This window comes from Sphingobacterium sp. B16(2022), assembly GCF_012030425.1.
Classification (GTDB): domain Bacteria; phylum Bacteroidota; class Bacteroidia; order Sphingobacteriales; family Sphingobacteriaceae; genus Sphingobacterium; species Sphingobacterium anhuiense.
In genome coordinates, this window is the sequence record NZ_JAAUVN010000003.1 from 185,785 (window position 1) to 208,825 (window position 23,041).

At 35.6% G+C, this 23,041-nt stretch carries 13 protein-coding genes; 6 read left to right on the forward strand and 7 right to left on the reverse strand.

Going from position 1 to position 23,041, the window contains the following annotated elements; genetic code table 11:
* Positions 1-11: 11 nt before the first annotated feature.
* The 7 genes from rhaT to HCX49_RS15490 form a co-directional block, all read right to left on the reverse strand.
* Complete coding sequence (gene rhaT, locus HCX49_RS15460) at positions 12-1,088, reverse strand: L-rhamnose/proton symporter RhaT (protein WP_168127589.1); 1,077 nt, start codon at positions 1,086-1,088, stop codon at positions 12-14.
* A gap of 191 nt (positions 1,089-1,279) precedes the next feature.
* Entirely contained in the window at positions 1,280-3,022 is a 1,743-nt protein-coding gene (locus HCX49_RS15465; protein WP_206368525.1) for a RagB/SusD family nutrient uptake outer membrane protein, read from the reverse strand.
* Between the two features lie 91 nt (positions 3,023-3,113).
* On the reverse strand, positions 3,114-6,125 hold the full coding sequence (locus tag HCX49_RS15470; RefSeq protein WP_206368526.1) for a SusC/RagA family TonB-linked outer membrane protein: 3,012 nt from the start codon (positions 6,123-6,125) through the stop codon (positions 3,114-3,116).
* Positions 6,126-6,664: 539 nt separating this feature from the next.
* Positions 6,665-8,689, reverse strand: a complete 2,025-nt coding sequence (locus HCX49_RS15475) for a DUF2264 domain-containing protein (protein WP_168127590.1) — start codon at positions 8,687-8,689, stop codon at positions 6,665-6,667.
* A 2-nt stretch (positions 8,690-8,691) separates the two neighbouring features.
* Positions 8,692-10,047, reverse strand: a complete 1,356-nt coding sequence (locus HCX49_RS15480; RefSeq protein WP_168127591.1) for a BNR repeat-containing protein — start codon at positions 10,045-10,047, stop codon at positions 8,692-8,694.
* A 12-nt stretch (positions 10,048-10,059) separates the two neighbouring features.
* A complete protein-coding gene (locus HCX49_RS15485) occupies positions 10,060-11,295 on the reverse strand; it encodes a DUF2264 domain-containing protein (protein WP_206368528.1) in 1,236 nt (411 codons plus the stop codon).
* On the reverse strand, positions 11,295-12,407 hold the full coding sequence (locus tag HCX49_RS15490; RefSeq protein WP_132769192.1) for a glycoside hydrolase family 88 protein: 1,113 nt from the start codon (positions 12,405-12,407) through the stop codon (positions 11,295-11,297). The genes HCX49_RS15485 and HCX49_RS15490 overlap by 1 nt, the downstream gene beginning before the upstream one ends.
* Before the next feature lie 518 nt (positions 12,408-12,925).
* Between HCX49_RS15490 and HCX49_RS15495 the strand changes: the two genes are divergently transcribed.
* The 6 genes from HCX49_RS15495 (at position 12,926) to atpC (ending at position 22,737) form a co-directional block, all read left to right on the forward strand.
* Positions 12,926-16,978: a two-component regulator propeller domain-containing protein gene (locus HCX49_RS15495; protein ID WP_168127592.1), complete on the forward strand. Its 4,053-nt coding sequence runs from the start codon at positions 12,926-12,928 to the stop codon at positions 16,976-16,978.
* 80 nt (positions 16,979-17,058) lie between these two features.
* Positions 17,059-17,685, forward strand: coding sequence for a 3'-5' exonuclease (locus tag HCX49_RS15500; RefSeq protein WP_021191833.1), 627 nt, complete (start codon positions 17,059-17,061; stop codon positions 17,683-17,685).
* A 10-nt stretch (positions 17,686-17,695) separates the two neighbouring features.
* Entirely contained in the window at positions 17,696-19,609 is a 1,914-nt protein-coding gene (locus tag HCX49_RS15505; RefSeq protein ID WP_132769196.1) for a DUF294 nucleotidyltransferase-like domain-containing protein, read from the forward strand.
* Positions 19,610-19,773: 164 nt separating this feature from the next.
* Positions 19,774-20,406 (forward strand): hypothetical protein, encoded by a 633-nt coding sequence (locus tag HCX49_RS15510; RefSeq protein WP_021191834.1) that lies wholly within the window; start codon positions 19,774-19,776, stop codon positions 20,404-20,406.
* Between the two features lie 471 nt (positions 20,407-20,877).
* The gene (gene atpD / locus HCX49_RS15515) at positions 20,878-22,380 is read left to right on the forward strand and encodes a F0F1 ATP synthase subunit beta (protein ID WP_132769198.1); all 1,503 of its coding nucleotides are present in this window, start codon (positions 20,878-20,880) and stop codon (positions 22,378-22,380) included.
* A 108-nt stretch (positions 22,381-22,488) separates the two neighbouring features.
* Positions 22,489-22,737, forward strand: a complete 249-nt coding sequence (atpC, locus tag HCX49_RS15520) for an ATP synthase F1 subunit epsilon (RefSeq protein ID WP_132769200.1) — start codon at positions 22,489-22,491, stop codon at positions 22,735-22,737.
* Positions 22,738-23,041 lie beyond the last annotated feature (304 nt).

Sequence of the window (23,041 nt, forward strand, 5' to 3'; positions counted from 1 at the left end):
TATATATTAAATTAATTTTCTAAAGTTCTTGCAAACCCTACAACACAAATAGAAATTATGATTGTCGCTATGCCTGCAATTATAGATCGATATGCCATTCTATTCACGCCCTTCCACTCATTTAATATAATTCCCCAAGCATTTGAAATTAAAATAATGAACGCCATGTGAAGAATCCAAGAACTGGCACCATTACCCAATCGACTCTCACCCATACCATAAAAGAAGAACTGTAAATACCACATTGTACCTGCCAAAGCACAAAAAAGTAAATTCTTTCCTTTTGGTACATTGGATTTAGTATAGTCTGAAAAAGTTCTATTTTTAATTAGGAGATAGACGCACCATATAAAATTTGTAGTAAAACCTCCCCAAAGGATAATGATATAAGTCACATTATTTTGATAAAGAAATTCTCCACTGTTCGAATTACTATTTTTCCATATGGAATTTGCAACATTAGCAAGCGGTTTACCTGCTTCAATACCAAAATTGAAACAAGCACTAAGTACACCAGAAATGATCGCAACGATAATACCCAGAGTAAAATTGTAATCAGACCTTGCGGCCTTAGAAAGAGTCGAAAGACTTTTCTCCTTTGAAACACCTGCCCGACCGCACAGCACAACACCCATTAGACATATTAATAAACCTATCAATATGCAAGTTCCTGATTGAGTCATAAAAAAATAGTTGACTCCATGTTTACCCACTGTGGGGTAAAAAAAATAATAAAGACTTGGCATCAGCGAACCAAAGACCATACTTAAGCCCAAAATAATACTGCTACCTAAGGAAACACCAAGATAACGTATCCCTAGACCATAGGTAAGTCCACCTATACCCCATAACAATCCAAATAAAAAAGTATAATATAAAGTAGCTGCCTGGGCATTGCTGATAATCTCCCAAAAATTAGGAATAGTTAACCATGCTGCAAATGGTGGTACAATAATCCAAGAAAATAGACCACCTAGGATCCACATGGATTCCCATGACCATCCTTCAACTTTCTTATAAGGCACATAAAAACTTCCTGACGCAAAACCGCCAATGAAATGAAATAAAACTCCGAAAACAGCATTCATATTTATCTTTTTAGGTATTGTACATAAACTAAATTACAAGATTAAAATAGGTAAACTGTTATGGACTGTTATGCATAAATACAGAGATTATAGCCAACAGATATTTCATGATTTAGAAGCAAAAGGTCAATTTTCAATGTGTGGAAAATTGACCTTTTGCATATTATTATTATTAAAGTAATAAAACTAGATTATTTATATCCTAAATTTTGTTTAAGTCCTTCCCCTTCTTTGTTATTTAATTGAATTTCACTCAAGGGGATTGGAAGTAAAATATTATAATCTTGGAAACCACTGGTTATTTTATTTGCCGGTCCTTGATCACCATTTAAAGCAATACGTTCTTTGAGTTTATTTGTTCTCACCAAAGTCATTCTACGATTTTCTTCTGAAATCAACTCACGGGCACGTTCATCAAGAATAAAATCGATCGTCATATTTGATGCGAGAACCTTTCCTAAAGCGGTGTTTCCAGATTGAATACGCGTATCTTTAAAAGAACGATCTCTCAACTTATTGATATCCTCAGCTGCTCCGCCTAGATTATTTTGTCTAAGACGTGCCTCTGCCCTTAATAGATACGTTTCTCCAAACCGCATGACTGGCCAATCTTTGACCAATGCATAGCCAAAATCATCTATCGGATCATAACCACCCCACTTTGTTGGGAAAGGATACCATACTTCCAAACTGTCTGTACGAAAAGGAATCACTTTATCACCAGTTTTTATCGTCACATTTCTAACCCCTGCACCTTTAGCAACACGATAACCATCGGCATCCACACCGATTTCTGTACTCCATGGTGTTACCACAGCATTGTTGACGGTCATATTAGGTCGGTTATAATTTGTGGTACGACGGATATTATAATTGCTATTCCGAATATCACCTTGAAGTCCTTTCCAGACCGTATACTTCATAAAATTGCTTAATCTCAAACGTCCATTACCCCTTCCTCCAAGAGAATCAGCGTTTACCATTCCATCCCACTTGTGATAGGAAGGTTGCCATACACGACGATGCTGCGGATTATCGATGGTTCCACCATTCACTTCGCGATTAAATTCAACTTCAAAAGTCCATATGGCTTCGGTATTTCCTTGAGCGCGGCGCATATTGCCCTGTCTAAACATATCTCGAAAAGCATCGCCACCCTCATTTAAGTATTTACCGTAACGACTGTCAATTAATTTATAACTGCCGCTTTCAATGATGGCTGTTGCCATGGCTTCTGCTTTAGCAAAATAAGCAGGATCTCTCATGCCCATTCGAAGATAAACTTCAGCAGCCAATTGTCTTGCCATATCTTTATTGATCCGGCTTGGAGCAGCAGCTTGTCCAACATTAGCCAATTCCTTAGCCGCATATTCCAGATCTTCAACAATCACTTTGTCCACTTCTACAGTAGAATTTCGTACATAATTGAACGTTGGAACTTTAATAGAAGTAGTCAACAAAGGCACATCGCCCCATAGCGTGACCAACATATGATAAGCATAAGCTCTAAAGAATCTTGCTTCTGCTGCTGCCTTTGGATTAGTATCCCCTACAGCTTCAATAATGCTATTTGCATTGTTAATAAACTCGTAACAGCGTTGCCATAAGTAGCTTACTCCACCATTTTCTGGATTGAGATCAGCATATTGAAAAAAAGGATTTTCCACACCTTCCGTAGAACCAGCATTTGCGATATCAGTACCGATCTGCCAACACGACAAAAATCCTTGACGCCCACTATAACCCCACAATTGACCAAAAGTCGCATGCAAACCTAAAACTCTATTTTCTATTGTTGATGGATCACTATTTCCAGCTTCGTAATTAGAATAGGGTTTCTCTTCCAGAAAATTCTTACTACAAGATGCAGAACCTAACAAAAAGATCGTAAAGACAGGTAATAACTTATTTTGAATATTCATTGTTTTTTTCATCAGTATATATTATTTTTTATCGATGATGAAGCTATCATGAGCAGTATATCTTTCTTTGTGCACATTTACTCATGATGGTTTCATGATTTCATTAAAAGGTTAAATTAACTCCAAGTACATAGGTGCGAACCATTGGATAATTTAGATGAGCATTATCAGATCCACGAGTGATATCTCGAGCTTCGGGATCCCAGCCAATCCAATTGGTCCATGTATATAGGTTTCGGCCACTGACATAAACCGTAGCCCCATTGATACCCAATTTATTCAAGGTATTTTGTGGCATATTGTAACTTAAGGTCACATCTTTCAACCGTGTAAAACTTGCATTTGATGGAAACCCATAACCATATACATTGGAACGATTACTCAATGAACGCCATTCGTTACTTTTATTTTCAGGAGTCCAATAGCCCAATTCTGCTGGCGTACTTTTACGTCCCATTTCATCTGCAGCCGAACCGATCTGCGGATTATTGCGTAGTGCTCCTTGCACCGTATTGATGAAAATATTTAATGAAAATGCTTTATAGCTAAATGTATTGGTAAGTCCAGCGGTCCATTTCGGGGCAGTTTGTCCCAATACAGATCGGTCGTCCTCATTAATTAGACCATCACCATTTAGATCCGCTAATTTTACACTTCCTGCTTCTGCTTGTTCATCCCATCCTTTATTAGCTCCCGCTTTTATTTCCTCTTCCTGCCAGATCCCCACTTTGGTAAAATCATAGATGATACCCAGCGGATGTCCGATCAACCACCTATTGCCCAGATCTTCTTTTCCATCACCATAAACTTCTACAATCTTATTTTTATTGCGGGAGAATACAACCGTACTGGACCAAGTAAAATCATTCTTCACAATATTTTTGGTATTCAGCGTCAGGTCTATACCTGTATTAGCAACCTTTCCAATATTAAAATACACATCTTCAAAACCCGTAAGTCTTGGAAGGCGCTGTTTTAAAAGTATATCATAAGAATTGGTTTTATACACATCGATGCTTCCACTTATTCTGCTTTTAAATAATCCGAAGTCAATCCCTGTATTGAATCCCTTTGTTTTTTCCCATTCCAAATCATCATTTCCCATTCTTTTACGAATATTCAATGCCGTATTGGATAAGCCTTTCATCGCAATAGTACTGGCATCCATTAACGAAAGCGTTTCATAGATGCCAATAGCCTCATTTCCAGAAATACCGTAAGATATTCTCCATTTTAAATTGTCCACCACATCTTTAGTGCTATTCATGAACCATTCATTATGTATATTCCATGCGACAGCGGCAGATGGAAACATTCCGTATTTATTATTTCTACCAAAGATAGAGGCCCCATCTCGACGTGCAGTTACTGTAAATAAATAACGGCTATCGTAAGAGTAATTTAATCTACCCATTTGGGAAATAGAGCGGTACAAGTCGGCTTGAGAAGACACTTTCTGTGTGGCGGCAGCACCTAGATTACCCCATTCCAAGGCATCATTAGGGAATACCTCTCCTGTAGCAATAGCCTGTTGCCAATATTTACTTTTTGAGGCATATAATCCTGTGAAATCAAGATGATGCTTACCAAAATCCTTCGTGTATGTTAATATATTCTCCAATGTATAGGACTGAGATTCACTGTTGGTGATACGACCCATCCCGGCAAAATTATAAACACTCTCCCCTTCATATTCGTTGGTACGACCAGGGACATAAGTATATCCTGCATTGAGTTTATATTTTAAACCTTCCAGCGGTTTGTAAAGCTCCCCAAAATTAAGATCTGCATAACCGTTGAGGGAGATATTAAATTGACGACGCTCTGGATTTAATGTCGTTGGCAAAAGTGGATTGGTCCAAAGCTGTTCCGAATACATGGGATGCTGTGTTAAAGTGCCGTCATCGTTATACATTTTGGCATAAGGGCTCATTGCAGCAGCCTGTAGAAGACTCGCGCGTCCACCATCTCTATTATGCGCTATGATATAAGATGATGTACCTACCGATAAATATTTAGTTGGTTTAAAATCTGTATTCGTTCTAAATGAATATCTTTTATAGTTGTATCCTAATAAAACGCCTTTTTGATCCAGATAATCTCCAGAGACATAGTATTTGGCATTCTCACTTCCACCTGATAAACTGACATTGTGATTCTGGATCACACCTGTCTGCATCACCGCATCCAACCAATCGATGGTCACACCATTGGTGTAATTATCAAGCTCATTCCGATTGCGAACCGGACCACCATTATATAGCGGACTATTATTAATGCGGGAATATTCAGCATAACGCTTTAAAAGCTCTTCTCCCGAAACGGGCTTAAGAATATGTGCAACATTTTCTACACCGCCATAACCACTGTAACGAATACGCGGGGTTCCGGATGTACCGCGCTTTGTGGTGATCAAAATAACACCATTAGAACCATTCACACCATAAATCGCAACAGCTGATGGATCTTTTAAGATCTCGACCGACTCAATATCATTGGGATTGATATCATTAATAGAACCATCTGTACGCGATAGCGGAATTCCATCAACGACAATATACGGTTCTGAAGATGCATTGATCGAGTTCTTACCTCGAACTTGAACATTTGGAGCATCTCCAGGTATAGAGGATGCTTGCGAAACCGAAACATTGGATACGGCACCTTGGATAGCTTGCATCACATTCGTAACCGGAATTTTTGACAATCGATCCTTTGGTACTGATGCCACAGACCCCGTAACATCCGATCTCTTTTGTATTCCATATCCGACCACAACTAATTCGTCAAGTACATTTTCAGATGGAACAAGCGTAACATCAACAATTCCCCCCTGAGGTACAATAACCTCCTTTTCCTGATATCCGACCGAGGAAATGATCAAAGTATTTCCGTGATTAGCTTGAATGGTAAAGCTACCGACGGTATTTGTTTGTGTACTGACCGAACTTCCTTTTACTTTAACGGTAATGTTGCTTATGGTTTTTCCTGTAGAAGCGTCTCGAATAGTTCCCTTTATGGAAGTTGCTTGACCATAAGTAGTCATCGCTATTAAAAATAAACTGTTTAATAGCAATGTGCTTTTTGCGTATTTATTGCAATAGTGGGTTAACATAATTTACAATTGGTTTTTAGATTAGAATTACTATTTTATTCCATTTATTATAGGACCATACCTTTATCCTATAATCCCCCTAAAGGTTGATTTCAACTTGATCCCATCATCGTATAGTTTATATTTTTGTTTATAATTGGTACTTAGCAAACTCAAGAAGATCGTTCGCTAAAATTCCATTGGTTAGGAAGAGAAGCACTCTTGTTGCGCTATTTTCCAATTCCCTCTAGGTCAAAATTATAGCGGATTCGCTTATAAACGGTTTGAAATCGATTCAATAAGGTTGAAAATCTATTCAGGAGTCATAATAATTCACTAAAACTCAATAAAAAGCAAAAACCATTTTATTTAAGAGATGCCTTGGGGACATTTTAAATAAAATGGTTTTAAAAATTTTGTTGCGATATATACTAGCTCTTGCGCAGTAGCATTATCTCTTTTCTCTAAATACTTAAAATAGATTCTTAACCATAACGACCTTTGATATAGATCATATTCGCCATTACACTTTTCACTTGCAAAATATTGATCAAAGGTTATTATTGTTGATCCGTGGATATCAAATTCAAGACTTGATAACGACCATTTTTCCTACTAATTCCTACTTGATTCAGCTTTTGGTTCAATTTTTTTATTGGGAATAATTCATCATTAGTCCATTTTTCGCCCGATTTTTTCCATAACATAAGTGTCGCAAACAATTGCTTTTGATTTGCACTTGTGTTTGCTTTTAAATTCAGGACTTTACTCGTTTCAGAAACTGGGTTTAAACCTGCTGCACTTACTATCTCCACCTCTTCCCAGCCCTCAACAGGAATAACAGCTAACTGATACTGCCCATTGTCAATAATACTTGCTGTCCATTTTTTATATTTAATTTGATGCTCAACAATTGCTCTATCTTCATATTGTGGCAATGCGTAGTGTCCCAACCGTAGCGCAATAGATTTTTGGCTATACACCTGATCCACACGCAAGATTCCGTTAGGAAGTATAATATCTGCAAGTTGCAAGCTGATGGTAGAATCCGAAGCTAATACAGCGTCCCTGTAATAAATATCATCCTGATAGCCTTTGAATTTATAACGGCGAAGTGATTCCCATTTCTTCCCACCAATTTGAAACATATAGTTCATTGATACTTCACCATTCTTTCCATCCGCTTGCCAAGGAAATGCGCTATTATAAGCCAGTTTATTATAATTCTCAGTTCCCTGATAATAGCCGATAGTTTTACTATCACACCAAGCCCTGATCTCTGATGCGCCAATTCCAGCATAATCAGTAATCAAAATTTCAGCACCAGGAGCAAGCTTATTCAACACCTTCGCTTTTGGTATCTCGCTCTCCCAAGCACCTAAATTTTCATTTGCTGTCCAAAATATATTATCATCAGGAATGAGCAATCCTAAAAATATTTTACCCAACCAAAAAGCACTTCCCCTACAGCTGTATTCCTGCACGGCAGGTTCAAATGCACCATAAAAACCAAGTGTAGGAATACCTTCAGATAAAAAATCAGGCTGTTTGAGAAATTGTAACAGTGTTCCTGATGCAATTCTTCGCATCCATCCATAATTGATGCTTTTGTCCTCTAGAAAACCCATCAGAGGAAAGGGAACAGCAGCTCCCATGCGATAGGCAATACTTCTCCCCCACATAATCATTTCCCCGTCCTTACTGAACATATAAGGATAATGACCGACCATTTCTCTTAAATGAGTCCTGAACTTCTTCGCATAATCTGGATACATCTGATCGCCATAATAGGTAGCCCATAAAGTTCCGTACATCTGATACCCCCACATACTATAATAATCATAATAAGGCTGGTCATTATACCAACCATTCCCCTTATAATCAGATAAACATTTCTCCAACAATTCCTTTAAATAATCTTCACGTATCGAGTAACCTTTACTCTTAAAGAAGCTTAAAATCATGACATTAAAAAAACGCCAATTCATATCAATAGTAGGTCCGTTACCATAACTTAAGAGTGTATGCGCTAAAGTATCTTTTTTCTCCTGTGATAGCGGATCCCATAAAATTTCGGGAGCGGCCATCAGCGATACGGCCAAACCACCAAATTCAACAAGCTTTTGACTTGGTCCTCCTTTTTTGGGTAAAGGTGGAATGAAACTCGTCGAATTTGGATTCACTAATTGCGTAATCTGATGCCGGTAATAATCGGCAATCTTTAGACCACCAATTTCATAGTCGGGATTTCCCTTCATCAAAGGCAAAGCAATAAACAGAGTCCTACAAAGTCCTTCCAACCGTTCTGTTTCCGTATGAACGCCGTCTCTAGGATAACTACGTCCTGGTTGTTTAGGAAACTCCATCGGGCTATCCAGATTACTGACGTAACTAAAGGCACCCTTTAAAAGATATTCGGCTGCATCTAACCAATGTTGACGGTTCATACCGGTATAGGGACTGAGATTCAGATCTGGATTTTTGACGTTAAAAACAGCATCTCTTGTCCCTTGTCCGAACATATCCATGGGATAGGATACAATGAATATGAAGCAGGACATAAACCCAAACATGTATTTTTTCATAATTAATGTTTGATTATATTTTGTATTGCCTCGAGACTAGGCGCCCATTCAATAACCCTGACCTTACTTGGACCAGATTCTAAAAGTCCTTCTCCATCCTTTTGATCAGTAGCTTGAACAAATAGTGATAATCGCCCCTTGTTTCGCCACATCTCAGTATCATAACTGGGTTCCCATGCTCCTAATGATTCGTTATTCAAATCAAATAGTTGATAATCATTATCCGTCACCTTATTTAAGTTCAAGACAGAAGCTCGACCTAATCTTTCCTTATCCCGGAACAAGAGCATGACAGCAACCCTATCTCCTTTCCCTTTAACCATTAATTGTGGTCTCGCTATAGGTATTTCTTTTGTCCCATGTCCACTCAAACTGAAAGACATTTTTCTAAAATCAAAAGAACGGACTTCCCAAGCACCTTTCCTATAATAAATAAGTTTATATTGAGGAATTGTAGAACCTGCAGCCCGCCAGTAAGTCGCAATAAATGGATTGCCATCATCATCTGCAGCCATCGATGTTTGATTGATCAATTCACTGTTTTGAGGAATACGCACCGCATATTCCGCTGTTGATTCCTGTATAGGTAATGTATATTGAGCTCCAGTAGTAGACTCCCAAGTGAGCCCTCCATCCTTAGAACAAGCATATGCCATATCATGATTACTGGCTACATCGGGACTTTCTCGCCATACCCAAGACAAATGTATCGTTCCTTGGTTGTCGACATATGCCTGCCAATAAGCATTTCGTTTCCCTTCTCCATCGATTAAATTACGATGCAGTCTAGTCCATTTTTTATTCTTGGGATCATAATTATTCATAACAAGATTTCCTGATCCAGAACCGCCATCACGATAAAGAAATAATAATGAACCATCAGGCATTTTAAAAAATTCAGGATAAGTCACATACTGTTCATCTTCCCCGATCATAGACTGCTCAGGTCCTAAGTCCAGTGTATGCGGCTGCTTTGTTCGAGCATATCGCAACTGACCATTATGATGATCCCAACAAACATGTAAATATCCCTCTCCATCAATCATGATACTGATAATATTATGTGCATCCTTAGCTCTGCCCGTATATTCGGTAACCTGTAGCTGCCAGCTCTTCTCGTTCAACTTTCTTTTTCCTAATACAACTTTTCCCTTCTCGTTGTAGTAGGCTATGTATTGAAACTTCGCATCACTAACGAGAGAATTTTTTCGAAAAACAGCTGTATTGACCGTATTCTTAGCCCAACCGTCTCCAACTTCCATGACCTGAAGCTGCTTGCTTTGCGAAAAACAGAAATTTAAGGAAAGGATAAGATAAAAATAAATTACTCCAACTGTACAAAATGTTATTAATCTCATGACTCTTATCTATTATTGAATGACCTTACTTTGATCTTTTTTCCAATCCTGTCCAGACCAAATACGCTTCGAACTCCATTCTTCTTCTTTGGAAGTCCAAAAACTATCCGTTTCAGAAAGTCCAAGAGGTAAAAAAATAGTACTGCATAAATATGGACTCCCCTGATTGTTATAAAAATCCCCTAATCCGGGCTGATCTCCATATAAACCAATCGTTAACCAGTTTTGATGGTAAGTTGATGGGCTTTCAAATGTTTTCTTCATAACGGCAGATAAAGCGGCGCGAACTTGTCCTTCCGTTAACTCTTTGGGTAATCTCTTTTTCAATGCCATGTCTGCCAGGTGATGAAATGCTGCTCCACGATAAATTACTGACCGGCCCGATGGTGGAAAAGTCCCATCTGTATTAATCAACCTTTCCAATATAGTGGCATATCGTTGGTTTCGTAATTTAATTTTTGCAAACATGCTATCATAATTTTTAGTCTTTTGCTCGATGACATCCATAATTCCGGATAAAAAAGGATGAATGACATAACTATTATAATAATCATATGCGTAATGAGGACCATCCATATACATCCCATCTCCAACATACCATTGTTCCAGTTGTTGCAAAGCATAATCCACTCGCATAACATCCCAACCTGTACTGTACTGGGCTAAAAAAGCTTCATTCATAGCAGAAAAAAGTAACCAATTGGAAAACACCGGTCTGAATTGACGTGTCGTTTTGATAGCCTCAATCAAATGACCTTGGGTTACAGGATCCAGATGATCCCATAACCAAGGACAACGCAAAAAAGCAACTGAAATAAATGAGGCATCCACTAATTGCTGCCCACCTAGATCAAAACGCAGAAAATCATTTGCATTACTATCTAAGGCATTTTTTAAGGCTTGAATAGTCCAATTGCGATATTGTTTTCTCAATGCTTGCTCTTCTTCCGAACCATCATTCAAAGCCAACCAAGGCGATATTCCGCTTAAAACTCGACCTAATACCTCTACATATTGTACTTGAATGCGATGTTCTTTATTGTCAACTGCAACAGAAGTAATTTGAGGCATATTGATCTTTAAACTGTCATGAGCCAGACTACGCATAACCGGTCTTGCCATACGATCCATCTCCTTTAGCCAAAAGGCTCTTGAAGTTTCTTTCCATGCAATAGGATTTCTCTTCTGCCCATATGTCACAGCGGCGAAGCATATGAATATCCATAATGTCCATACATTTTTCATCATTACTCGCTTAAATATCTATACATTTCAACACCTGCCAATAAAAATGCTCCGACACCGAATGGCGATGTTGAATGGGCATCAACCACTTGACCCGGTATGGCCTTTTCTCCTATAGGCTGAATATAACCTACTTTTCCATCACGCTGTAAAGCAACAGTACTTAAATAATGCCATCCTTTTTTTGCAGCACCCTCAAATTCGTTTTTGTTCAGAATACCATTATTAATGCCCCAAAGAAGTCCATAAGTAAAGAATGCCGTTCCACTGGATTCTTTACCGGGTGCATGTTCTGGATCCAGCATACTTCTCGTCCAGAAACCCTCCTTCTGTTGACACGCTACAATAGCATCGGCCATATCTTGAAAACGTTTTACATAATGTTTATAATGAGCATTGTCTTTGGGTAGATCTTGTAGCACTTTTGCTAATCCCGCGAATACCCAACCATCACCTCTTGCCCAAAAGTCTTTTTTTCCATGGGCAGTCTTATGTTTTGGATAAACGTATTTTGCATCCCTATAATACAATTTTTCATCCTTATCATACATGATACCATCTGCATAATCCAAATATTCATGAAGTTTTTCTAAATAGAGCGGGTTTTTAGTTAAATTGTACATCTTAGTCATTACAGGCATAACCATATATAGTCCATCAGCCCACCACCAGTAATCATAATGTTTGGAATGAATTTGGTAATTCATCACTTCTTGCGCTCGAGCTATCTTGTAAGCTTTAGGGGCGATATGATAAAGATCAATATACGTTTGAAAACAGATCTGCCAATCGCCAAATAACACATAGTCATCGGTCTCCCCATAGCTATATTTCCAATTCGCTTTATCAGTTGATTTTGCACCCTTCCATTCATTAAAATCTGCCCAATCTTCTGTATATTTTAAGAAGTTTTTATTTTTAAACTCTTTATAAAACTCCATATTACCACTGTGATAAGCGGCTTGATCCCAAAATGCCCAAACTTGAGGCTTATGATTGGTCTGCCAATATTGATTAGCAACATTCAATTGGGCCAAAACATCACTCTTTTTAAAGTCTTGTCCAAAGACAGAATAAGTAATCAGAAGAAAATAAACAAGAACGTATTTGTGCATATCTTAAAATTTTAAGGTTTAAAAAATCCAATCAACAGGGTTTAGCAGATGTAAATATGATTGAAGATTGGTTATTCAAATCTAGATAAAATCTATACGGTCGATGTTTAATTTTAGTTTATTCAACATACAAAATGGGATCATTTTATGATTATAGCCATTGATTACATGTTTCTTTTGACTAAAAACGCATTTTTACGGAGCTTTTGATAAAAAAGAGACACAAACAAGAAAGTAATCAATTTTTAAAATAAATGTTTATATTACATTTATTTTAAATAACATTCTATATCTTTAAAGAAGATACCAATTTGAATCTGACTTTTTGAAACATTTAGATGCTCAAGTAAGACGGAAAAAATGAGCTATTTAAAGCTAACCATTATTGATTAAGGAATTAAATTAAGTTTCCCTTTTTTCTTGTGTTATTTAATTCATTGGCTCTTTAGACAAAGTTGATGCAAAGAGATATAAGTGAAGAACAAATTGTCGATCTGATTAGATTAAACCAATTGATTATGAAAAATACATATCAAACCTTCTTCTTCATTATATATTTACTTTTCTATATCCAAGTTAATGGTCAACAAATGGGATTGAATCCCATTACCAAAAATAATGAATTACCCTCATTGACAATCAATCAAACTTGTCAGGATAAGGATGGGTATATCTGGTTTGCTTCTACACAGGGATTAAGCAGATATGACGCCTATAATATTTTAAATTTCAAATTGAAGACCAATGATGGTAAAACGGCTACCAACCAGAACATTAAAACACTAGTAGAATATCATAATTACCTCATTCTAGGTACAGAAAAAGGATTATATACATTAGAAAAAGAAAGCTATGTGATCAAACCCTTCAAAAATAACCTCCAATCTGCAACACGTATTACAACATTACTGATTGATAAAAAAAACAGATTATGGGTAGGATCAGACAATGGTATTGTGGTATATAACAAAGACTTATCCATTATCCAAAACTATCAAGATGATCATAATTCCATTTATAAAATACCACCGGGGACTGTTAATACCATATTTGAAGATAAAAATGGCAATATTTGGGTAGCCATTTGGGAACAAGGGTTATTTAAATTAGATATACAAACAAATCAATTCGTTGCGTACCCAAAACTTGGAACACGTAACAATCCTTTTAAATTATTTGAAGATCATAATAAACAACTCTGGGTATGTACCTGGGGGGATGGAATTTATTTATTTAATCCAGACAATAGAAAGAATTTATATCAAGAAATAGAAATCAAAAACAAGCGTCGAAATATTGGAAAGGAAGATTTATTCTATAACATCGTTCAAGATCGGCATCGCAATTATATTTGGATACTTTCATTTTCTGGTATCTCTACTTTTCAATATATAGATGGTGCACTTCAAGAAGTAAATATGGCTCCCCATTTTGATCATACAACCAATATCTTCAATGATATTTATCAAGATAGATCAGGAACATTATGGTTGTCTATCGGTGGGAAAGGAATATCTACGATTAGTTTTGATAAACCTCTCATTCAAAATTACACCTTTAAAGAAATTAAAAGTCGATATAGCATTGCTCCCAATGTAAATATGTTATATCGAGATAAAAAGGGTATCTTTTGGTTTAATCTAGAGCGTTTTGGTTTTGGAAGTTTAAATCCTAAAGATGGTTTATTAAATACCTATAGTAACGCCAATCTACGCGAATTAATCTCCATTAGAGCTGCTAGCTGCGCCATTGATGTACAGCATGAACTGTGGGTCGGTTCTGCTTATGAAGCAACTATAAACGTTTTCAAAAAAAAGCATAAAAATATCAAGTTAGACTATAAGATTGATCTAAAACGTGAAGCCAATCACTCCGGGGTCCCCATCTTCTTTTTTCAAGATAATCAATCGAGAACTTGGATAGCGACAAACCAAGGTGTATTATATAGTGATCCAAAAAGCAAAAAAATAAAGCTCATCACAAAAATAAAAGATCAAGCGGTTAGCATAGCTGAAGATAAAAAATCAAATATCTGGATTGCCACCAAAGGAAGCGGCATTTATTACATCAATAAAAATAATCCTGATCAGGTACTCCAACATATTGGTCAATCAACAGCAGTTCTCAAAACGAATCAAATTGAATCCTTAGATGTTGATAAAAATGATAATCTATGGATTGGAACCAAAGATAATCGCTTACTCTATTATCAAACAGGTTTAAAGAAAATGGAGGAATTGGCAAATTCGGCTTTATTTGGAAAGAACCAACTTTTGGATATCGTTTGCCTAAATAATACCGTATGGCTTTCCAGCACCAGAAATATATTTAAAATAAATGCACTCAATAAAGACATTTTGGAATTTACATCGACTGACAGCCTGCAAGTCAATATGTTTTCCAAAAGAGCATTTACGATTGATAAGAAATCAAACTCGGTCTACTTTGGAGGATATAACGGAATGGTTAGATTGGATGATAATAGCAATATCCCAAATTATAAAGCTAAAGTGCAAGTAACAGATATCAAGATTAATAATAAGTCCATTGTCCTTGAATCCAATCAGAAAAAATTTAATTTCAATCAACAGATATTAACATTAGAACCCGAAGACCAAAATATAGAATTTTCCTTTTCATCCCTTGGCTATACCCAGGATAATAAACTTCGATATGCCTACAAGTTAGAAGGTATTGATCAGGATTGGATCAATGCATCCCGAGATCGAATTTTTGCAGCATATAATAATTTAGGAAAAGGATCTTATCGTTTTTTAATAAAATCGACTGATTTAAATAATAAATGGAATACGACGATTACTGAAATTAATATTTACAAAAAGGCTGCATTTTATGAGAGTAACTTAGCCTATTTCTTATATGCGTGTCTACTGATTGGTATATTTTACTATTTCATAAATTTTACTTTACACCGTTTAAAATTAAGAAATGATCTAAAAATAGCCCAAATAGAAAAAGAAAATGCACATGCACTGGCACAGTCCAAACTCAGCTATTTTACAAGTATTTCTCACGACTTGTTAACACCACTAACCATTATTTCTTGTTTAGTAGATGATGTTCAAATGACCACAAAGCATCATTTAAGTCAGTTTGAAAAAATGAGATTGAATCTAGATCGCCTAAAACGCTTATTGCAACAAATTTTGGATTTCCGCAGAATAGAAAATAATTTGATGGAATTGAAAGTTAGTCAAGAATATCTGCCCACATTTATAAATCAATTGAGCCATGTGTTTTTTAACCCATTAGCCATTCGAAAAAATATTGAATTTGAAATCAATCATGGAGAGTGTACAACAGATATCTACTATGACGCGGATAAAATGGATAAGATTCTTTTCAATTTACTCTCGAATGCCTTTAAATATACACCTAGAGGTGGTAAAATCACCCTGTCATATTATATTAAAGAAGATAAAAAACAAAAACTGCTCTATCTTTTTGTACGTGATAATGGCATTGGAATCGATAAAAATGAGTTAGATAAAATATTTAAACCATTTTATAACAATAAGTCATTTGTAAATCAAGAAAGCAATGGGATTGGTCTCTCAGTAACAAAGGAGTTAGTTGATATTCATTTTGGTAAAATTACTGTTGAAAGTGTTCCTGATCAAGGAACCTGCTTCCAAATCATATTACCAGTTGATCAGGAATTTTATGTCAAAAATGGTATTCAGATATGGAACGAATCTTTTGCTAAAAAAGACGAAATTACTTACGAAGCAGACAAATTCACAACAGCTATCATTGAAGATACGAATGAAAATTCAAAACAACTACATATTCTATTAGTAGAAGACAATGAAGATCTTCAACAAACCATGTTTAGCATTTTATCAAAAAAATATCATGTTCACGTTGCCTCTGACGGTAAGCAAGGACTCGATCTTTTAAATAAAAATGAAATTGATATCATTGTTAGTGATATCATGATGCCTGAAATGGATGGGCTTTCTCTGTGCAGAGCTGTCAAACAAAATATGGAAATCAATCATATTCCAATATTGTTGCTAACTGCCAAAAATAGTATGGAAGATCGTATAGAATGCTATCAAGCTGGAGCTGAAGGTTACATCAGTAAACCTTTTGACATTCAAGTTTTAGAAGCCAAAATACAGAGTTTTATCATCAATAAACGGACGAAGCAAATCAACTTCAACAACAACACACAAATTAATATCGCTACTTTGGATTATACGCCTGTTGATGAACAGTTTTTACAACGGATGATCAAAGTTGTTGAAGAAAATTTAAGTGATGATCAATTTGATATTATCAAGCTCGGTGAGATTCTGGCACTATCCAAATCAACTTTGTATCGTAAAACCAAAGTTTTGCTAGATTTATCTCCAAGTGAATTTATAAAGAATATTCGCCTTAAGCATGCATGTCAAATGATGGAAAAAGATAAATCAATTACAGTTAGTGAAGTGGCATTCGCGACAGGTTTCTCTGACCCAAGATACTTTGCAACTTGCTTCAAGGCATCATTTGGGATAACTCCTACTGAGTTTCAAAAAAATACAACTGCACAACATATTTGATCAAACTGTCTTTTTCATCTTTTAACTATCCATATCATCGATAATTTACTTATTTTTAATAATAAATAGAAAAATACTTTTTGAAAAAATACATATTATTTCTTGATACAGAAACCTCAGGGTTACCCGAAAAATGGGATAAAAAATATAACAATACACAAAATTGGCCCCGTGTACTTCAAGTTGCATGGATAATATATGATTCAGATTTTAATGAAATTACACGCACAAACAAATATATTTATGAACCCTTTATTTTTATCAACCGAGAATCTGAGAAAATTCATGGTATAACACCACAGTTTTTAAGAGAAAATGGTGTCAACAAAAAAGATGTATTACGTAAATTAGCTTATGATTTAAAAAAATACAATCCCTTAATTGTTGGACACTTTTTATCATTCGATTTACAAGTCCTTGCTGCTGAATTTGTCAGAACTAAACTCAACATGCCATTTAACCATTTAATTTATTTCTGCACACTATGGCATAGTAAAAAGTATGTCAGAAATCCCCATAGAGTTCACCTGAATCTTTCACTGCTCCATGAGATGTTATTCTCGACCATACCTCAGTCTTTACATAATGCAGTAACGGACGCCGAAATAACTGCAAAATGTTATTTTGAGATGGCTAACAGAAATGAACTGACGTCCGAAGATATTGAAAATCAACAGGCCCGTTTCTTTAATTTATTTCAAATCTAATTTTGAACCTATGCATAATTCTGAAATTATTTTATCCCTATTAAAAACTACAGCCCCTTTCCATGTACTGCAAGAATCTGTACAAAAAAGTTTAGTGGATCTGATGACAAAATGCACATTTTCAAAGGAAGAACTTATTTACCGACAAGGAATAACAGATATAGATGGAGTAGATCTCATTTACAAGGGACAGTACGAAACATTCTTTCTCGATAACATGGAGAATAAACGATCAATCGAAATCCACGAAAATCCTTATTGTTTTGGCGGAATTTCAGTGCTTTTAAATCGGAAAAAAGCATTAAAATCAGTAATGGTAAAAAAGGGGACAATCATATATCGATTGCCTCGTAAAGATTTTTTTGAACTTTGCAACGCCAATGAGGAGTTCTTTCATTTCTTCACAAATGCTTTTGGCCGTAAAATGCTGGAAGAAGAATTTTCACATTTTGTAAAATCCCCTGCATCATTTGAAGAAAGTTATTACGCAGCAGATCAACTCTACTCCCGTAAGATTGATAATATCATTTATAAAGATATCGTCTCAACAGATTACAATACGCCCATTTATGAAGCTGCAAAAATAATGTCATCCAATAAAGTGAGTTGCATTTTTATTATGCAGAAAGATAAAATTGTTGGGTATGCAACAGATATAACACTCCGAGATAACGTTATTGCAAAACAAATCCAGGCTGATAAAGCTATTGGAACCGTTATGGATAATCCTATCGTTAGTATTTCTAACCAGGCAATTCTATACGAAGCGGTATTGATGATGTTTAGAACAAAAACGAAGTATTTATTAGTTGAAAAAGATGGAGAGTACGTTGGCTTCTTGAGCCGTAACCGCTTATTAAGCGAACAGGGACAATCACCTTTAGTTTTTATACAATCCGTAAAGCTCGCGGAGTCATTAACCGAACTTAAGGATAAGTGGGATAATGTACCGAAAATCATCAACCAATTACTCGGCCGAGGTGTCAATGCCGCTGTTGCAAACCAGGTTATTACAATGATTGCTGATACCATTGCCATAAAAGTGATTGAGAAAACGATTCACAATATGGGACCTCCCCCAGCTAAGTTCGTATTTATGGTAACAGGAAGTGAGGGCAGAAAAGAGCAGACCTTAAAAACCGATCAGGACAACGCCATTATTTATGAAGATAAAGCCAATGAGCAACGTGAGTACGTGAGAGACTACTTCCTCAAATTCGCCAACCAAGTTTCAGATGACTTAAATAAAATTGGATTTGTCTACTGTACAGGAGGATATATGGCCAGTAATCCCGCATGGACACATTCATTATCACACTGGAAAAATAATTACAAAAGTTGGATCGAAGATACCATACCAGAAAATGCTATTAAATTTTCCACCTTCTTTGATTGTAGAAGACTGTATGGTGACAAGGGAATCATTGATGAACTTAAATCTTTTCTCAACCACGAATTACAAAAACCCAACGAACGTTTTTTTTCTTTTATAGCGAAAAATGCTTTGCAATATGAACCACCGCTAACCTTCTTCAATGCCATCAAAACACAGACTATTGGTACTTCAGAATTTCTAAATATCAAAAAAGCAATGAATCCGATTGTAGATCTCGTACGGGTATATGCATTAAAAAACCTAATCTATGAAGAAAATACCGGAGTTAGACTTAAGAAGTTAGTAGAAATAGGAGTTTTCACACAATCCCAATATGAAGAACTTAGTCAATCCTATTATTATTTAATGGCTCTTAGATTAAAAAATCAAGCAAATCAAATTATAACAATAAAATCAAATCCCGATAATTACATCCGAATTGACAGTCTAACGAAAATAGAAAAAGCAACATTAAAAGAAATTTTTAAAACTATTAGTAATTTTCAATTAGGTATAAAATTTAAATTCACAAACAACCTTTTAGGATAATTCCGATCGCATTAGACTAAAAGATCTCTTTAATTTATTATAAACAGACCACATGAATATGCAATTTATAATAAATTTAAAATTTAAAGCCTCAAATCTTAACTTTTTAGTATATATTAGAAGCAATCATTACTTTTGTAAAAATCTGTAACATCAATTTATATATGCATATTTTAAAATCATTAATTATCACTGTATCTCTTCTATGTGCGCAACAGCAATTCGCATCGGCTCAAGCTCCAGTAGCTCAACCAACAACAGCGAGTGCTAATAAGTTTGGCCCAGAAGGTTTGAGTAAAGGTAGTCTTGCAAATCAGTTTGACCATTTGAACTACATATCAAAAAATAATTATGATTTCAAGATGGTGCGCAAAACAAATCTTGAAATTATCAAAAAAAATGTAGTTGATACTGTAAGTAAACTTCAGAAAGAAATTAACACCTTAAAGTCTGCTAGTTCTAATTATGGATCAACAACAAAAGGTTTACAAGATAGTGTTCAAATTTTAAAAGATCAATTAGCGCAAGAGCAAGAAAAAGTAGATAGTTTTTCATTTTTAGGTATTAATACGACAAAGTCAGCTTATAGCAGTATCGTGTGGATAATTATTGCTGTACTTTTAATCAGCACCGTTACATTTTTATTTTCTTACCGCAAGGCTAAGGTGAATACTGATGAATATCAAAAAACAGCAGATCAAGCACAAGAAGAGCTTGCATTATTCCGTAAAAAAGCGCTTGAAAAAGAACAAGCTTTAAAACGTCAACTTCAAGACGAGTTAAATAAGAAATCATAAGATTCTAAGATAGATAATTAGGGGCAATCCACATGATGTGAATTGCCCCTATTTTATTGGATGATAGATCAAAACGATTATAGAAATAAAAAATACAAGGAGGTTTTTTCTCCCAATCATCAACTTTCGAAAATTAAAATCACCTGATTAACAATAATTATGATCATATCAGCTATCATGAATTGTTAAAAATAAAGATTTCTTGATCTCCTCAGGCTGTATAGCTAAAAATAAAAGATCCAGAAAAAATGCCATTAAGAAGCATAGGCACGTATTATGGAGCCAAAGATGATTTTTTCAGCGAACCCAGTCAATTAGAATGAATAACAAATTGACATATTTAAATAAAAAAGAATTTAATTGAAATTTCTATTTGTTTTTCAGCGACAATAAGCTTATTTTTGCTGACCAAAAAGAGGCGGTTTTTATTGCCTTTATAAAATTGATTAATAAATATTTAGTCCCTATAATATGCCCAATATTGGTAAAATAGCGCAGATTATCGGCCCAGTGGTTGACGTCAACTTCGCCGACAATGAAAATCTACCTAGAATTTACGATGCCTTGATTATCGAAAGAGAAAATGGTCAGCGTGTCGTTTTAGAGGTTCAACAACACTTAGGTGAGGAACGTGTTCGTACAATTTCTATGGATGCAACCGAAGGTTTGGTTCGTGGAATGAAAGTTGTCGACACAGGTGCTCCAATCAAAATGCCTATTGGTGAAGAAATTAAAGGTCGTGTATTCAACGTTGTGGGTGATGCCATTGACGGGATCAAAAATTTAGATAAAACAAATGGTCGTTCGATCCATAATGTTCCACCTAAATTTGAAGATTTATCGACTGAAACTGAAGTACTTTTTACAGGTATTAAAGTAATCGATTTATTAGAGCCTTATTCTAAAGGTGGTAAAATTGGATTGTTTGGTGGTGCCGGTGTAGGTAAAACTGTATTAATCCAAGAATTAATCAACAATATTGCAAAAGGACACGGTGGTTTATCTGTATTTGCTGGTGTTGGAGAGCGTACACGTGAGGGTAATGACTTATTACGTGAGATGTTGGAATCAGGCATTATCAAATACGGTGAGCATTTCATGGAAGAGATGGAAAAAGGTCAATGGCCTTTAGATGCTATCGATACTGAATTAATGAAAGAATCAAAATGTACTTTCGTATTCGGTCAAATGAATGAGCCTCCAGGTGCGCGTGCACGTGTTGCTTTATCAGGTTTAACAATCGCTGAATATTTCCGTGATGGTGAAGAAGATGGTAAAGGTAAAGACGTATTATTCTTTATTGATAATATCTTCCGTTTTACACAAGCTGGTTCTGAAGTATCTGCTTTATTAGGCCGTATGCCTTCTGCAGTAGGTTACCAACCAACTTTGGCAACAGAGATGGGTTTAATGCAAGAGCGTATCACATCTACTAAAAATGGATCAATTACATCCGTTCAAGCGGTATATGTACCTGCCGATGATTTAACTGACCCTGCACCAGCGACAACATTCGCTCACTTAGATGCAACAACAGTATTGTCTCGTAAGATTGCTGAGTTAGGTATTTACCCTGCGGTGGATCCATTAGATTCAACTTCTCGTATCTTAAGCCCTGCAATTTTAGGTAATGAGCACTACGATACAGCACAACGTGTTAAAGAAATCTTACAACGTTACAAAGAATTACAAGATATCATCGCTATCTTAGGTATGGATGAGCTGTCTGAAGAAGATAAATTAACAGTACAACGCGCACGTCGTGTTCAACGTTTCTTATCTCAACCTTTCCACGTTGCGGAGCAATTTACAGGTTTAAAAGGTGTATTAGTAGATATCAAAGATACAATCAAAGGATTCAATATGATCCTTCAAGGTGAAGTTGATGAATATCCTGAAGCAGCTTTCAACTTAGTAGGTAGCATCGAAGAAGCAATCGAAAAAGGTAAAAAATTATTAGCTGAAGCAGTTTAATTAGATATTAGACATTAGATATGAGGTAATGGAGACGCTATTATCTCATATCTATTTGAAGACCTCAAGTTCTCAAATTTCAAATCTCAAATCTTATATCTAAAAATAATGAAATTATCTATAATCACTCCAGACAAAATAGTATTTGAAGGTGATGCAACTGCAGTAACTGTTCCAGGAACTTCAGGATCTTTTCAAATATTGAAAGATCACGCGGCTATCATTTCGACTTTGGAAGACGGAAAAGTAATTGTTCAGCAAGGTAAAGACGAGCAGATCTTAAACATCAAAGGTGGTGTTGTAGAAGCTAAGAATAATGTCGTTACCATTTTGGCCGAAGGAATTATTGAAGCATAATCATCTTACGATGATCTCAAAAGCCTCTTATTAAAAAATAAGAGGCTTTTATTTTTTCAACACATTATAAACAAATTGTTGAAAAACTATTATAAATCCGAAAATGATTTCCCTCTTAACATGTCAATAGAAAAGTGGCATATCCTCCAACCTAAAATAAACATCATTTGTCCACAATGTGGATAAGTTGACAAAATAGTGCATTATGCATCAAGATTAGTTTTTCTCCTTATACTAAGACAAGAAAATCATCTTAAACAAACACTTTAGAAGACTCTTAAATTCCACCATAATAAAAACGTTC